This window comes from Paenibacillus borealis (assembly GCF_000758665.1).
Taxonomy (GTDB): Bacteria; Bacillota; Bacilli; order Paenibacillales; family Paenibacillaceae; genus Paenibacillus_AQ; species Paenibacillus_AQ borealis.
The window spans coordinates 2,053,170-2,069,157 of record NZ_CP009285.1 but is presented as its reverse complement, the minus strand read 5'-3'; the positions used below and the strand labels follow the sequence as shown (position 1 = coordinate 2,069,157).

Below are 15,988 nucleotides of genomic sequence, written 5' to 3'. Positions count from 1 at the left end.
GTAAGAAAAGCTCAAAAACAAACAATTATCGTCCAGACAAACTGCTTTCAACTTGCTTATCTGCCCTATATTTGCAAAAAAAAGAATGCTCCCGCAGGAACACTCTTTCCTCTACTAAATATAACCGGAGCCGGAACAGGCTCAGTGTGCAGTATACGCATCGACTTTATATCCGGACCCGCTGCTGGTTAATGTAGCATTATAGTAACCCATATTTCCATTCGGCTTGCATTTATAATCCCCCGAGCAGCCGCATACGAAGAACTTCGTCTTCGGATATCCCGGATTAATATTGCTAAGCTTCCGGTAGAATTTATGTCCATGATGTGTGAAGATGGCCAGAACCTTGTCTCTCGCTTTTACCGGAATCGCCGAGAAGAACCTGGAGGTTTCTGTTGCGCTGAGCACATGGCTGGATTCAACCGTAATTCCCTGCACTCTTAGCGGCCAGTGGAAATCAATAATATAGAAATACCGGTCATCCAGATTCCGCAGCAGATTGATACTTGCCGGAGTGAATTGTCCCAGCGCACAATCAAGCCATACATATTTCACCTTGCCCTGTGTGCCCGGGAAATTCATCTGTCCGGCAACAGCCCCTAAGTATTGCGTAAATAAGGCCCGGGTGCTTGCTTCCCAATTTCCTATAGAGGCTTTGTAAGGGATGCTTCCAAGTGTACTTGTTACTGTATCCTTGAATTCTTTGTAATATGCGTTCGCATTATTCCCATGATCCGCTCCTGCCTGTGCATTATCTCCTCCAAAGATGAAAAAGCGTTTATTGCCGCTGCCCACTGCTTTGGGCAAAAGACTTTTAAAAATACTCAAGCTGTTTCCGTATCCTACATGGCTGTCGCCAAACACCGCAAATTCGACGGTCTGAGCCTTTACTCTGCGCTTCACCCCGGGCACAGCCTGGCGCTTTGCAGGAAGCACTCTTTTCCGCTTTGGACCTGCCTGCCTCTTCACCTGAACCACCTCATATCAATAGATTCGCAATGCACAGTGATATCTACTATTTATATGCGGGATGAATTGGCAATTCTTGGACCGATGAACCTTCCCTAGCTCGAACGCAGCGAAGTAATCTGTTTGGCCAGATACTGCGGCGAATATGGCATATCCTCCCGGAGCCAGGCGATGATCGTACCGATAAGGGCTGCTGAGCCGTACCACACGGCAATGTCCTTCTGAACCGTTACTTCCGAAGCGGCGCGGGTAGCCAATCTTCTCTGCACACGGGTTGCGATGATATCCGCCATCAGCTTGAACAGACGATCGGTGAATATTGTACTCTTCCGCGAAGTAAGCACAATTTTATAGAATTTGGCATTCTCCGCAATATGCGTCAGCAGGCGCTCCAGCATCGGCCATTGTTCTCCTTCTGCCGCTTCCGGATTCTCCATATAACCGCTTACCACTTGAAGCACATCCTCAGCCATGTCATCCGCCATCTTCTCCAGCATATCGGGGATATCCCGGTAGTGCAGATAGAAGGTCACCCGGTTAATTTTGGCCCGCTCCGCGATGCGGTTGACCGAGATTTTCTCTATGCTCATTTCTTCCATCAGATCAATTACAGCATCTCTCAGTAATTGGCGTGTACGCAGGACACGCGGGTCCGTGTGCGGGGGAGTTTTCGTCATTTTAACCACTCCATTCTTCAACGATTAAATTGCAGACTACACTTTTCGTTAAAATGTCGTTTATCACCTATATAAACTACAGTTGTAGCCTAATCGTAAACTAATATACAGTTTTTCAGAAATCGTTGCTTGATTACATGAAAATTTCATCTATAATCTACTTTATACATTGTAAACTATACAACACACTGTAAATTTAGTCCATGATTCGGCGATTTGAAAGGATGGAGAATAGTGAGTAACAAGACAGACATTAAAGACAGTTCCATCAAAAAGGGACCTATTCTTTTCGTAATGATTCTCGGGGCTTTTCTGGCCACACTGAATCAGACGATAATGAGCGTTGCCACACCGGAGTTAATGCATGACTTCAATATTACGGCTGCAACGGCCCAGTGGCTGACTACCGGCTATATGCTGGTTAACGGTGTACTGATTCCAATCACAGCTTATCTGATGCAGCGTTTCACTACGCGCGAGCTGTTCCAGGCATCAATGTTTATCTTCTTCGCGGGTACGGTCGTTTCAGCTATGGCGACAAGCTTCCCGATTCTGCTTACCGGACGTATGATTCAGGCAGCCGGTGCCGGTATTATTATGCCGCTGCTGACCAATGTCATCTTAACCCTGTTCCCGCGTGAGAAAAGAGGCGCCGCCATGGGTATGGTCGGGCTCGCCATTATCTTCGCCCCGGCGATCGGCCCTACGCTGGCCGGATACATTATGGAACACTATTCCTGGGAGACTATGTTCTATGGCATGCTTCCACTCACGCTTATTGTCATCGTATGCGGATTTATTTATCTGAGAAATGTAGCAGAGCGTTCTTATCCAAAAGTTGACTTAACCAGCGTGGCCTTGTCCACCATCGGATTCGGAACCCTGCTGTACGGCTTCAGCCGAGCGGCCAGCGCAGGCTGGTCGAGCGCAGAGGTGCTCTTGTCACTTGCTGCAGGTGTGATTTCCCTCGGTTTGTTTGTATGGAGACAGCTTGCTTCGGACAGCCCGCTGCTGGATCTGCGGGCCTTCAAATATAATATGTTCTCCCTAACCACTGTCATCAGTGTCATGGTTACAATTGTGATGTATGCAGATATGATGCTGCTGCCGCTCTACCTGCAGAACGCACGCGGCTTCACAGCGATGGAATCCGGCCTGCTGCTGCTTCCCGGCGCAGTCATTATGGGCTTGCTCATGCCGGTTACCGGCAAGCTGTTTGACCGCTTCGGTGCGAAATGGCTGGCGATTATCGGTCTCCTGATCACGATCCTCGCTACCCTGAGCTTCGTGAATCTGACAGACTCAACAAGCTATGCCTATCTGATGCTCATGTCTACAGGCCGCCGGATTGGGATGGCGCTCTTGCTCATGCCGATTCAGACCCTGGGCCTGAACCAACTGCCATCCAAGCTTAATTCGCATGGTACAGCCATCTCCAACACAGTAAGACAAGTGGCTGGTGCCGTAGGGACTTCCCTGCTGGTCACTGTAATGACCAGCCGCACCACTACCCACATGAAGGATATGATGGTAAGTGGTATACAGGATACCAAGGAGCATATGATTACAGCAGCTACTATCCAGGGTATCAATGATGCGTATCTGGTCATCGTGGGTATCGGCATCATCGGGCTGCTGCTCTCCTTCTTCATCAAGAAGGTAGGCCAGGCATCGGAGAAAGAACCCGAAATGAAGCTGAAGACAGCCGTTGCCAAGGAAGTCTAAGCTCTATATAGTTAGCATAAAGAGATCAGCGGGATCACATCCGCTGATCTCTTTGTATTCCTCGCATAAACCAAACGCTTGTAGTACAATGATATCTTGGCTGTACACTATGAAGAAGAGTAAGAGGTGCCCGAATGGCTATTAGCTTCACGAAATCTATGCTTAGCCGCTTAAATCAGGAAATTACCGAGATGGAATTAAATATAGCGGAGCTGCAGAAGAAGACCAACAAAACAAGGCTCAAAATCAGCCAGCTGGAAAAAGACTGCAAACTAAGCTCTTCCCCCAGCTCGCTTAGCAGTAAGATGAGCCGGATCACTAAATTACAGGCAGAACTCAAAAAAATCTCCCAGCAGCATTTAGAGCTGTCCAAGGAGATCAACAAAAAGAAATCCACGCGTGCCCAGCTGCCTCCTGCGGAGTAATCCGCTGTTGCCGGCTATGTCCGTGAAGCCATGCCGGTATTATTTTTGCGGGCCAAAGCGGACACGCAGCCAGATTAATAAATAGATTACGCATAAGAAGCCCCAATAGATGACGGCTCCTGAATGGTACTTCTTGTCAACTCTCATTTCTGTTATTTTATCCCATACCTCCCTATACTTCTGTGATCAATGACAAAGAAACCCAAAGGGATTAGCTCCCTTTGGGTTTCTTGAAATTCCGTCCGGATTGTCAGGACTACGGTCAATTACTCACTGCGCAGTGCAGCAACCGGATCCTTCTTCGCCGCCATTTTGGCCGGAATCGCACCGCCAAGCATAGTCAGCAGGACGCTGATCACGCCTAGAATGAGCGCATGCAGCGGATTAAGCTGAGCGACATTCTTCAGCTCAGTCAGGTTATACAGGACCGCGTTAACCGGAATGGTCAGCAGGTACGTAATGCCGATCCCCAGAATCCCCGAGCAAGCCCCGATAATGAAGGTCTCGGCATTGAAGACCCGCGTAATATCCTTCTTACGGGCACCCAGTGCACGCAGTACGCCGATCTCCTTCGTCCGTTCCATAACGGAGATGTACGTGATAATTGCGATCATAATCAGCGACACTACGAGGGAAATCGCTGCAAAAGCAATCAGCACCATCGTAATCCCGTCCATAATCCCGCCGGAAATGTTGGTGACAATCGCCGCCAGATCGGTGTACTGCACCTGATCCTCCGCAGCTTTTCCTTCATTCCATTTGTCCAGATAAGCTGTTACCGATTCTTTGGCACTGAAATCAATCGGGTACAGCGAGACCGCACTTGGAATATCGGTTGCCCCCAGAGCGGCAAGCGCATCTGCTTTAGTCAAGGGCGCCATACTGCTTGCTGCCGCCATACCGGCGTTCATGAGTGGTGAACCGCCCATTGCGCCGCTCGAACTCATGCCAGCTACCCCATCGGATAGGGCTTGCCCTGTCAGCACATTGATATCTGAAGCCTCCTGTGCGAGGACAATCTCAGATTTCTGGGCATCGGCAATGAACGTTGCAGCCAGCTCATCGGAATAGACAATGCCGGGAGACAGCGTAGAAATGCTGGAACCTTCCTGCCCGCGCAGCACACCAACAATGTTGAGCGTCACGGCATTAGGACTGTTGTAGAGAGCGGTCAGATCAGCAGCTGTTCCATTGACAACAAACTGCTCGCCATTTTTCTTATAATAATCATTGTTCATTACCAGCTTCAATTGAGTTCCGACAAGATCGCTCAGATTGATGCTCTCCGCTTCATAATCCAGCCCCAGAGCATCCACTGCAGCATCGGTCAGACGGTTGTATTCATCCACGATGAGCACAAGATCGGTCTTCTCTGTAGGGAATGATCCTTCCAGCAGATCGTAGTACTGCTCCAGATAGCTTCCCGAGGCACTGCCCTGTTTGCTTGGATATGGGGCTACAGTGATATTGCTTTTATCCAGCGTGGTCGCCTTGTCCCCATCCGAAACCAGCCAGTTCATATTCACGGTTCGGGTATAAGAGACGCCGTCAATCAGCTTCGGATCGATTCCATCCAGATATTCGATATACTCGGGGGTCAGCACATTCGTATGCATGGCTGAATTCACAGTCGGATCATACGGATAGAGCTTTTTCTCTGTGGGATACGAAGTGAGTTCTGTTGACCCCTGACCCGGAGGACCTGCATTCTGCAAATTAATCGCCGTCTGGTTAATCGAGATCGGGAAGTTGGAGAGCGCCCCTGTTTCATACGAGCTGATCTGCTTATCGAAGCCGTTGGACAAGGACAGGATCAGGGCAATACCAATAATGCCGATACTTGAGGCAAAAGCGGTCAGACCCGTGCGCCATTTCTTGGTTGCAATATTTTTACCGGATAATTTCAGTGCTGTGAAAAAGCTCATGCTCGTTTGTTTCAGCTTATAAGCACTTGAGGCCTTCTGCGTGGGCAGAGGATTGCTGTCCGAGATCGAATGACCGTCCTTGAAGCGGATTACACGGTCAGCATAACTCTCCGCCAGCTCCGGATTATGGGTAACCATGATGACCAGCTTGTCTTCGGCAATAGTCTTGATCAGCTCCATGATCTGCTCACTTGTCTCTGTGTCGAGTGCTCCCGTAGGCTCATCGGCCAGAATAATGTCCGGATTGTTAGCCAGCGCACGGGCGATCGCTACACGCTGCATCTGTCCGCCTGACAGCTGATTCGGCTTTTTGTGCACATGATCCTTCAGTCCAACCTTCTCCAGTACTTCAAGCGCCTTACGGTGCTTCTCGGCTGAAGCTACCCCGCTGAGCGTCATCCCCATCTCCACGTTATCCGTGATGCTCAGATGTGAGATCAGATTATAGCTTTGAAAAATAAAGCCAACACTATTATTGCGGTACGCATCCCACTCACTGTCTTTGAAGCGTTCTGTCGATTGGCCGTTGATGATCAGCTCTCCGCTGTCATACTGATCCAGCCCGCCGACGATATTCAGCAGCGTGGTCTTCCCCGAGCCGCTTTGGCCCAGAATTGCGACGAATTCGCTTTCCCTGAAATTGAGATTCACTTTATCCAGTGCAACCTGTGTAAATTCGCCGGTCTTGTAGCTCTTGGTGATGTTTTTTAATTGCAGCATTGTCCAGTCTCCCTTTCCATCCCTGTAATCATTAGTCTCTCTGAAATCTTCTAGTCTTACTGTACCCAAGTATAGCCGCTCAATATAAACTAAACCTAAACTCCCAGTTGAGCTTGGCTTGATCTTGATGAGGTATACTAGAACAAGTACTTTGGCTTCGAGGGTTACTCCGGTACTTTGCGGGGAACCCATAACCATATAAACAAGCTATACGTTGAATAACATGGAACCGTTCCGGGAGGAGACCTTATGTTTAATATTCTTGTGGTTGAGGATGATGCCAAGTTACGCCAGCTCTTCTGTACCGTGCTAACCAGAAATGGATACCGGGCCATGCCGGCCGTGAATGGCGAGGATGCGCTGGACGTGCTGGATAAGGAATATATTGATCTGATTATCTGCGATATTATGATGCCCCGGATGGATGGCTTCGAGCTGACGCGGACGCTTAGGGACAACAATCAGCAGCTTCCCGTTCTTATGGTGACCGCGCGGGAGAATTTTGCCGATAAGCAGCAGGGCTTTCTCGTTGGCATCGACGATTATATGGTCAAGCCGGTCAACGTAAATGAAATGATCCTGCGTGTCGGAGCGCTGCTGCGCCGGGCCAAAATCATCAGTGAGCGTAAAATCGAATGGGGAGAAACTGTGCTCGATTATGATACATTAACCGTAATCCAGGGACCGGAGAGCATCCTGCTTCCGCAGAAGGAATTCTATCTCCTCTATAAAATGATCTCCTATCCGAATAAAATCTTCACCAAACAGCAGCTGATGGATGAAATATGGGGGATGGATTCCGAATCCGATGAGCACACGGTGGTGGTTCATATTAACCGTTTGCGTGAGCGTTTCAGGGAAAGTGAAGATTTTGAAATCGTTACAGTCAGAGGGCTTGGCTATAAGGCGGTGAAACGGGGATGATACGGAGTAAAAATAGGGGGCTGTGGTGGTATTTTGTATCCATGGTATTTATCATCATTCTGTCGTTTGTCTTCATTATGGCTGTGCTCGCCCTCCTATACTTCCGGGTAGGGAATAACACCTGGGAGCACGGCAACCCGTTCCCGCCTATTCTGACTATGATGTTATTCAGCCTGGTCATCGGGACCACCATCAGCATTATGGTAGGCCGGAAAATATTAGCCCCCATTACAGACTTCAGCAAGGCGGCCAAGGAGATCGCCGGCGGCAACTTCGACATCTATCTGAATGAGTCACACCGCGTCAATGAGATCAGTGAGGTGGCACATCACTTCAACCTCATGGTACAGGAGCTGCGCAGCATTGAGACCCTGCGCAATGATTTCGTCGTCAATGTGTCTCACGAATTCAAGACACCTATTGCGGCTATCGAAGGCTACGCCATGCTCCTGCAGGAAGAGAACCTGAGCAAAGAGGAGCATGATGAATACACCGGGATGATCCTCGAAAGCTCACGCCAGCTGTCCAATCTGTCCGGCAATATCCTCAAAATATCCAAGCTCGAAAACCAGGAAATGCTCACAGAGCAAACCGAGTACAGCCTGGATGAGCAGCTCCGCCAGTCACTGTTGCTGCTGGAGCCGTTCTGGGCTCCTAAGCAGATCAGCCTTAACCTTGAGCTGGAGGAACAGCGCTACTATGGAAATGCAGAGCTGATGATGCAGGTATGGCTCAATGTGCTCGGCAATGCGATCAAATTCACGCCGGAGGGCGGGGAGATCTCGGTCTCTATCCAAGCAGACAGCTCCTGGATCTCCGTAATCATCTCCGATACCGGGATCGGGATGACTCCGAAGGTGCGCAAGCATATCTTCGAGAAATTCTACCAGGGCGACCCCGCCCGCGCGGCCGGAGGCAACGGCCTTGGCCTGCCGCTGGCCGCCCGCATCATCAGCTTAAGCAAGGGAAGCATTGAGGTGCGCAGCGAGCCGGGTCAGGGCTCGGCGTTTACGATCAAGCTGCCGGTTGGCGGGGAGTGAGCTGGGGGCGGCTTGTGTGGGAAGCAGAGGCTCGAGACGGAGGTAGCTGCAGAGCAGTTGCCTTAAGTGCCGCCTGACGCCCGCTTTCGGCGGATTCAGGGGCACTTCTGCCCCTCATTTTCGCTTGCCGCCCGCTTTCGGCGGATTCAGGGGCACTTCTGCCCCTCATTCCCGCTTGCCGCCCGATATTGGCGGATTCAGGGGCACTTCTGCCCCTCATTCCCGCTTGCCGCCCGCTTTCGGCGGTGTTCAGGGGCACTTCTGCCCCTCTTTTCTGCTTGCTGCCCGCTTTTGGCGGATTCAGGGGCACTTCTGCCCCTCATTCCCGCTTGCTGCCCGCTTTTGGCGGATTCAGGGGCACTTCTGCCCCTCTTTTCCGCTTGCTGCCCGCTTTTGGCGGATTCAGTGGCACTTCTGCCCCTCTTTTCCGCTTGCTGCCCGCTTTTGGCGGATTCAGGGGCACTTCTGCCCCTCATTTCCAGTACACTTGCAAGAAACCTAACATTAGATCAACGGAAGATATCGGAGAGTGAACAGACTCGATTTTATCTAAAAAAGGCCGCACGAAATCCACACCAGCCACAGCACATTTTTTTAAAATGGATTTGGAATTGCTTATTCACTTAAAAAACAACGACTATTCGCTTGGCTTTGGGCACGAGTGGGTGTTTCCGGGGGCGACCGATCTTTGGCTTCTTTCGCCTGCCCTTACTCGTGCGGGTCTTTTTCCCCTCTAACGCTTCCCGAAAGTCACAAGGTTCGGCATCGGCGTACAAGCGGAAGAGCTGTAAGACCCTCTGAATTGTTTGTTCGGGAGCCCCAATCACTCGTATCAATTCCATAAACGCATAAGCAATCAGGCTAAGCAGTACTTGACGCGTCACGCCTTCTGCTTAGTTGGTGTACAAATGGGCCCCATTCATCCGGTGCTTAAAGGTCTTGAAAAACGTCTCTATTTGCCAGCGAAGCTTATAAATCTGTGCAATTATTGGTGCCTCCACATCCCACCGGTTCGTGAGTACAACGCTGGTACACTCCTGTCCCTTCCGGTTCACATACGGATAGGTCACTCGCCGCATTCGATGGGGTTCTCCCTTCGAGCTTGGGACCAGTACCTCTGCGTCTTCCACAATCCCACACTCTGGAGGCAGTGGACGCAGGCGCGTCACCGTCAGTCGGCTGTTCTGTTTTATCCGAACGGCAAACCGAATGCCCGCCTGGTCCCATTCACAAAACTGGTTGTATCCGGGATAGCCGCGATCCATGACATACGTAGGGTTCTCCCGATCGGGTTGAAGCAGCCGATCGAGCACTTCCGGATCGTGATCCGCGACGCCGGCAGTCGAGAACACCGCTCGTCCAGGGTGCACATTCTGCTCATTGTAGACATGCAAACCAAGATGAAGCTTGACCTTAACCTGCCCCTTTTGGATAAACGCCCAGTGCTCCCCGTGAGCCGTAAGCGAAAGTTGAGTGGAGTCGATGACGGTTAACGCCCCAATGTCCGGAAAACGATCTTGCTTAAGCTGACACTGAATCAGCGCCTCCATCAGGTCGGTATAGAACTCTTGAAGGAGAAAAAGAGGGATGCGCTGAAGCCGTCGGTTGAGCGCCGAGTCACTAATGGAAGAGAAGCCCACGATCTGCTGTAACCATTTTGCTTTACGAAAGTAGGCAGAAAACTCAGACAAAGACGGTTGATTTTGGAGCAAGGCGAAAAGAAACAAGAAAATGGTTCGGTACGTTGTTAATTTGGGGACACGATGGTCGTGCACCGGATGCCTTTTGTCCACCGGAATCCAATTTAAAAGTTGACCCGCCACGGTCTTGAAATTTATAATTTGATTCAAGGTTCCTCCTATTTCATGTTGTGGCTGTGGTAATTACAACTTTAGGGGGAACCGATTTTTTTGTGAAGGGTTATTTTTCCATATCTACTCATGTCAGGTTTGGTGCAAGTGTACTGCCTCATTTCAGCTTGCCGCGAGCTTGGAGCGGATTCAGGTGCTCATACTAATCTTCTACCATACCTCTGAATCTAAAAAAGAATGAATAAGCTCATACCGGCAGACTCGATTACTTCCCTGCTCCAACACAGGTTTGAATTTACCTTTTTCGCATAAAAAATTTATATATTTTCTCGCTGTACGCCGATTTATCCCCAGCTGCTTCACCACATCCACTGGCCGGAGGAACCCGTTCTTACGACTCGCAATCCGCAAAATGTCGCGTTCAATGCTCGTAAATTGCCGGCTTCCTTCATCCTTATTTTTCAACAAACATGGAGTAAGCAAAGCTTTCAACAGAGAAATTATCAGCTCCGGCGATGATTCCAAATCATCATAAGGGACCGCAACCACACGGTACCCGGCAATTTGCAGATACGTTTCCCGGTTTAGCTCCTGGCGGTAGCGGGTCCGGTCTGTATTCTGAACATGCGGCCCGTACCCCTTCACCTCAATAGCTACCTTAACCTGACCCGGCTTCCATACAAAGTCAACAAAATAAGGTCTTCCCCGCCAATCTGCAACCTCGTACTCCGGGTGGAGATTGTCCATATTCCCGAAAATCGGCCACCAGACCCGCTCCAGAAACATTTGCTCGCCATGCCCGTGTCCCCGCTCAAGCCGGTCCAGACGTTCCCCGGTTCTCCGTTTCTTGTGGTACTCCAGCCATTGATGATGCTCTTCAGCGAATCCCATTCCTCTATTCCTCCTCTACCAACTCCCCCTATTCCGCGCATAGAGGGGCTTTATTTTCTTGGATTGCCCTGCTGCTTGACGGAGACTCCAGAACCCATAGTTTTCCGGTGTAATAATGCACAAAAAAATCCCGCACCCCAAAAAACATGGGTACGGGATGTGCTTCATCCGTTTTATAGATTATAGTTCTTGCTGCTCACCAGCGTCAATGATATCGTCGGCCTCCGGCAACTGGCGCGGCGGGACCAAGACCCCTGCTGTTGTATAATGGGTTCTAATATTAATCCTGCGTAAAGGTCAGCGTTGTTATAAACCCTGCCGGAATGTAATTCACGCTGTCTCCCGCTATCCGCACCAGCACCGTTACCGCACCGTAGAAGACCGGCGGGTTGCCTGGATCATAGGCGGTCCAATTCAAGCCCCCATCTGTAGAGTACTCCATCCTTGCGTCCGCACCTGTGATGGTGTTGGCAACATCATCTGCTGTTACATTGGGCGGCCATGGCGGCTGAGCGAACAGAGTCACGGATAACGCAGAGTTATTCCCTGCTGCCAAGGTGAAGTTATCCGCTGCATAGGCCTTCGTATTACTTACACCCAGACTGGCTGCACCCGCAAAAAGAACTCCGATTAAAGATAGACGGATGCAATTATTGACAGTTCGCCTCATCATTTCTACCTCCACATATCATTAAATGAGAAACATAACACAGATCATATTATATCTTATTTTGGATAATTATTCCTTAAAATTGTAAATTTAATATAAAATTTTCTATTAAACACAGATTACTCTTCAGTCTCAAGCATTTTGCTAAAAATGAGGCATCTTACCAGTGTTAAAAACACAAAAAATAGGCCAACCAGAAGTTTCTGGCTGACCTAATAATACGAAAGAGATTCCCGCAGGGTGGAAATTGCTATGACACCCGCGCAAGAAAATCTCTTATTGGGTTGAATTAAGTTAACTCGTGCTGCCTCTCAACCGCCCACCACTGGCGCTCTGCTCTTACGGTCTCCCCGGTCTGTATCGCCTGCTCAATCATCAGTCCGAGGTACACGTCCTGCGAGGCCTGCTCCAGTCCGTAGAATCCGGGGCCGCCGGCGGCATAGGTTGCCATCTTGTCCAGGCAAGACGCAATCGCGATCTCATCATCATATAATCTGGCAGGGGTGAACGGATTGTTGTAGAGCCATTGTTCCCCGCAGATTATCCCTTGAAGATAATAGCCTTCGGCATTCTCCTGTTCCCCCTTGTTAATGCGCTTCAGCTCCAGCTGAAGCGGAACCAGGTTGTCCTGCTGAATCAGCACACGGTTATCGAAGATTTCTCCCCGCTCTCCGCGCACGGAGAGGTGATTCGACCGGGTCCAGGAGCGGTGCTGATCCTTGGTGAAGTCGTAAATCCCCAGCCGGTCTCCGAAATCCAGCCAGGCCAGGTCTCTTTGCAGAGGAATCAGCTTGTCCTCAGCCGGAGGGCCGCTGCGGGTAGGGCCGTTAACCCAGCGGGACCCGAACCGCATGGCCCTAATATCAGCTTCCTCGAACTCAATGCCGAGCATCCTGCGGATCAGGCTTGCTCCATGATACATTTGCGAAACAGACACCGTCGTTTCCGTGATCCGTCCCAGCCTGCCCGACCTGATGAGCGACAGCCGCGCCTCTTGCACCGGATGATACGGATACTGCTCGGCTACCTGAATCCGGGCTCCGTGCATAGTCAGTTCCTTGTGCAGCTGCTCAAGCTCCGCCAGACTTGCGGCTGGCGGCGTCTCCGTCAGCGCCGGTATACCGCGCTCTGCCAGGCGGTACAAATAATTCAGAGAAGCCCGGCCGCTGACCGAGACAAGTACGAAATCCGGGGTTTCGCCGGCAAGCAGCTCTTCAAGGGAACGGTAAGTCTGAACTCCCCATGCTTCTTCCATGGCTCTGCCTTTGGCGGCATCCCTCACCACAAGCCCGCTAATCTGAAAGCGGTCTGGCATGGAACGGGCGATTCTCAGGAAATATTGGGCGCGGAAGCCAGCGCCGCCGATAATACTGAACTTAACTGTCATATTCTTACCTCCCTTATCAGCTGCCGAGGGGAAACCTTGGGGCATGGGCGAGTATACCGTCCCTCGTGTACAGCATACTGTCCTTAGTTAATGGAAGAGTTACCGGCCGCCCGGTAATCGAGGCTTCGTAGATGGCGGTGACCAGCTCCAGCGTCTTCCTTCCTTCATGCCCGTCAATCAGAACACGCCGCGCCGGGTCCTCCATCGCCTTCAGCATATCGTCAATCTGTCCGGCATGCCCCGTATATTGCAGGGGTTCTATGCTGCTGTAGTACTGCCCGAGCTCTTCCTCCAGCCCGGCATTCCGCTCCGGGAATCCGTCGTCACGCGAAGAAGTGGCATACACCTTCCAGGGCACTGAAATACGCGCCTTCTCCCCCTGGAATACCAGCTGCTGCTCTTCTCCATGATGGACGATGGAGCTGGTTACCTGGGCCAATCCGCCTCCCGGATAAGACAGAATGGCGATCGACAGATCCTCCAGCTGCGAATTGTCATGCAAAGTATTCCGGATAACCGCCTGAACGGTCTCCGGCATGCCTATCATCCACAGCAGCAGATCCATTTGATGTACTCCATGGCCCAGAGTACTGCCTCCTCCTTCTGTCTCCCAGGTTCCCCTCCACCATACATCATAGTAGCTCTGTCCTCTCCACCAGAAGGAATCCGCCTGGGCATGCACAACCCTGCCCAATAATCCGGAGTCCAGCGTAGCCTTCAATCGTCTAGTGGAATCCAGGAACCGGTTCTGTCCGACGACGGACAGGATACGGCCCGATTCAGCTGCCGCCGCCAGCATGCGGTCGCACTCTTCAAGCGACAGTGCCATAGGCTTCTCCACCAGCACATGCTTGCCAGCCCTCAGGAAGTCGGCAGCAATCTGCGCATGGGAATGGGGAGGTGTGCAGATGGACACCAAATCCACTTCCTCATCGTTAAGCAGTTCGCGGTAATCCTCCACAAACCTGCTCTCCAGCCGGAATTGGTCCCGGAGCGCATTAGTCCGCTCTTCCTTGTTGTCCGCCAGCACTGTCACTCTGCAGCGGTCTGCAAACAATGCGAAGGCCTGCAGGTGAACAGCCGCAATGGAACCAGTGCCGATGATAGCTGCACGAATCATAATCTCTCACGCTCCCGAATTTCTGAATGTTATTTTCACTCTTTATTCAGTTGATCAGCTCTGTAGGGTTCATGCCGGTAATTTTCTTGAACAGTGTGCTGAAGTAAGGGATGTTTTTGTAGCCGACCCGTTCCGCCACTTCGTAGACCAGCATATTCCGTTCCAGTAACAGCTCCCTTGCTTTCTCAATCCGCACCCGGGTCAGGTAATTGTTGAAGGTTTCGCCGGTAATATTCTTGAATATAATCGACAGATGATTCCGTGAGATATACACCTTGTCTGACAGATCAGCCAGCGTAAGCTCTTCCGCATAGTGTTCATGAATGTAGCTGGTCATGAAGTCAACTACCTGCCTGTGTTTGCTGCTGCCTTTCCATTGCCGGCTGGCGCAGATCGCGGTTATTTTGGCCGACAGCCAGCCTGCCAGCTGGTCGGGCACTGCCAGATTGCCGATCTCTTTGGCAATCTGGTCATTGGTGAACAGATCATCAAGTACCAGCCCGGATTCATACAGCGAGTAGGTGATGATTCCCCACAGCTCACTGCCAAGCATCTGGACGTAGCTGGCGGAGACCCCTTGCTGCTTCTGCAGCTCTGTCACATATTCGAATACAAGCTGCTGCGCTTCAGCCTCCTGTGTAGCCTTCATCGCGGCGGCCAGCTTGTAGGAGAACTTGACCGGGAATAGGGCCCCCTTCTCCTGTCCGCTGCTGCTGCTCTCCCGGTATCGATACACTTCATAAGCCGGATTCATCCGCAAAGCCCCCTGATCCATCGCGCGAAAGGCCTCTTCCGTCGATTCGGGGATCTTCATCCACGTATCCTTCAGGCTCCCGATTCCGATGCGTATCACCAGCCTCAGGTATGAGCTGATGCTGTCGATCAGCCGGGTTCCAAGCTCTTCCAGCTGCTCCGCACATTCTTCCCAGGGATGAATGATCAATAATGCCCTATTGCTGCCCAGCTCCGTATATTCCATGTCCGTGAAGCGCTTGCGCGTAACCTCACAGGCAATGTTGCTGACCGCGAAGCGAAACAGATTCCAGTCGGAGACCGAGAAGGAACTTGCCCGGTCATCGCGGATCAGCTCAATTCCGATGGTGGCATGCTTGCGTTCCAGCCAATACTGATAAGAAGGCGGCAGATGAGTATTGCTCCGGTATGAATGGTCCAGGGTTCCAACTGCTGCGGCACGAATCCATTCTTTCTCGACAAAGGGCTCGTATAGCAGCATCTTCAGCTCCAGCTCCCCCTGTCTGATCCGCTTCTCCTCCTCTTGGATAAGCTCCTCAATGACCTTGCCCAGTATCGTTCTAAGTGTCGGCAGGCTGATCGGCTTGGAGACATAGTCACTTACTTGAAGCCTGAGTGCCTGTCTGGCATGCTCAAAGTCTGAATATCCGCTCAAAATAATAATTTTGCCCTTGAACCCTTCCTTCCTTAAATGCTCCATCATCTCCAGGCCGCTCATCACCGGCATATAGATATCGGTGATCACTATATCCGGACGGGTTGCACGGATAATCTCCAGCCCATCCTCCCCGTTATGGGCTTCCCCGGCCCATTCTGCATCCAGTTCATCCCATGGAATCGCCCGCTTCATCCCCTGAAGGACCTGGCGCTCATCGTCAATAATAGCGATTTTCCACATCTTCTCTACCTCCTTAAGCTTCCTTGCTGTCGCTGTCCGCTGCAACAATATCT

At 51.1% G+C, this 15,988-nt stretch carries 13 protein-coding genes; 4 read left to right on the top strand and 9 right to left on the bottom strand.

Annotated elements, in window-relative coordinates:
* Window positions 1-141 precede the first annotated feature (141 nt).
* Together PBOR_RS08705 and PBOR_RS08700 are read right to left on the bottom strand one after the other, a co-directional pair.
* Window positions 142-903, bottom strand: coding sequence for a metallophosphoesterase (locus PBOR_RS08705; RefSeq protein WP_245648235.1), 762 nt, complete (start codon window positions 901-903; stop codon window positions 142-144).
* 161 nt (window positions 904-1,064) lie between these two features.
* A complete protein-coding gene (locus PBOR_RS08700; protein ID WP_042211327.1) occupies window positions 1,065-1,646 on the bottom strand; it encodes a TetR/AcrR family transcriptional regulator in 582 nt (193 codons plus the stop codon).
* Window positions 1,647-1,880: 234 nt separating this feature from the next.
* On the opposite strand from PBOR_RS08700, the gene PBOR_RS08695 reads away from it, so the two are divergent.
* Both PBOR_RS08695 and PBOR_RS08690 read left to right on the top strand, forming a co-directional pair.
* Window positions 1,881-3,371, top strand: coding sequence for a DHA2 family efflux MFS transporter permease subunit (locus PBOR_RS08695; RefSeq protein WP_042211326.1), 1,491 nt, complete (start codon window positions 1,881-1,883; stop codon window positions 3,369-3,371).
* A 134-nt stretch (window positions 3,372-3,505) separates the two neighbouring features.
* Window positions 3,506-3,796 carry a hypothetical protein gene (locus tag PBOR_RS08690; protein WP_042211325.1) on the top strand — a complete coding sequence of 97 codons (291 nt, stop codon included), beginning with the start codon at window positions 3,506-3,508 and terminating at the stop codon, window positions 3,794-3,796.
* Between the two features lie 266 nt (window positions 3,797-4,062).
* Here the strand turns inward: PBOR_RS08690 and PBOR_RS08685 are convergent, their stop codons facing one another.
* Window positions 4,063-6,441, bottom strand: a complete 2,379-nt coding sequence (locus PBOR_RS08685) for an ABC transporter ATP-binding protein/permease (RefSeq protein ID WP_042211324.1) — start codon at window positions 6,439-6,441, stop codon at window positions 4,063-4,065.
* A gap of 249 nt (window positions 6,442-6,690) precedes the next feature.
* On the opposite strand from PBOR_RS08685, the gene PBOR_RS08680 reads away from it, so the two are divergent.
* Both PBOR_RS08680 and PBOR_RS08675 read left to right on the top strand, forming a co-directional pair.
* Window positions 6,691-7,365 (top strand): response regulator transcription factor, encoded by a 675-nt coding sequence (locus PBOR_RS08680; RefSeq protein WP_042211323.1) that lies wholly within the window; start codon window positions 6,691-6,693, stop codon window positions 7,363-7,365.
* A complete protein-coding gene (locus PBOR_RS08675; protein WP_052429388.1) occupies window positions 7,362-8,405 on the top strand; it encodes a HAMP domain-containing sensor histidine kinase in 1,044 nt (347 codons plus the stop codon). Before PBOR_RS08680 ends, PBOR_RS08675 begins: the two co-directional genes overlap by 4 nt.
* An 893-nt stretch (window positions 8,406-9,298) precedes the next feature.
* Here the strand turns inward: PBOR_RS08675 and PBOR_RS08660 are convergent.
* The 6 genes from PBOR_RS08660 to PBOR_RS08635 all read right to left on the bottom strand — a co-directional run bounded on the left by PBOR_RS08660 (window position 9,299) and on the right by PBOR_RS08635 (window position 15,935).
* Entirely contained in the window at window positions 9,299-10,255 is a 957-nt protein-coding gene (locus PBOR_RS08660) for an IS4 family transposase (RefSeq protein WP_042211319.1), read from the bottom strand.
* A 171-nt stretch (window positions 10,256-10,426) separates the two neighbouring features.
* Complete coding sequence (locus PBOR_RS08655) at window positions 10,427-11,107, bottom strand: hypothetical protein (RefSeq protein ID WP_042211318.1); 681 nt, start codon at window positions 11,105-11,107, stop codon at window positions 10,427-10,429.
* Window positions 11,108-11,387: 280 nt separating this feature from the next.
* Window positions 11,388-11,780, bottom strand: coding sequence for a DUF4073 domain-containing protein (locus PBOR_RS08650; protein WP_081971968.1), 393 nt, complete (start codon window positions 11,778-11,780; stop codon window positions 11,388-11,390).
* Window positions 11,781-12,066: 286 nt separating this feature from the next.
* A complete protein-coding gene (locus PBOR_RS08645; protein ID WP_042211316.1) occupies window positions 12,067-13,164 on the bottom strand; it encodes a Gfo/Idh/MocA family protein in 1,098 nt (365 codons plus the stop codon).
* Window positions 13,165-13,180: 16 nt separating this feature from the next.
* Complete coding sequence (locus PBOR_RS08640) at window positions 13,181-14,284, bottom strand: Gfo/Idh/MocA family protein (RefSeq protein WP_042211315.1); 1,104 nt, start codon at window positions 14,282-14,284, stop codon at window positions 13,181-13,183.
* 46 nt (window positions 14,285-14,330) lie between these two features.
* On the bottom strand, window positions 14,331-15,935 hold the full coding sequence (locus PBOR_RS08635; protein WP_042211314.1) for a response regulator transcription factor: 1,605 nt from the start codon (window positions 15,933-15,935) through the stop codon (window positions 14,331-14,333).
* Window positions 15,936-15,988 lie beyond the last annotated feature (53 nt).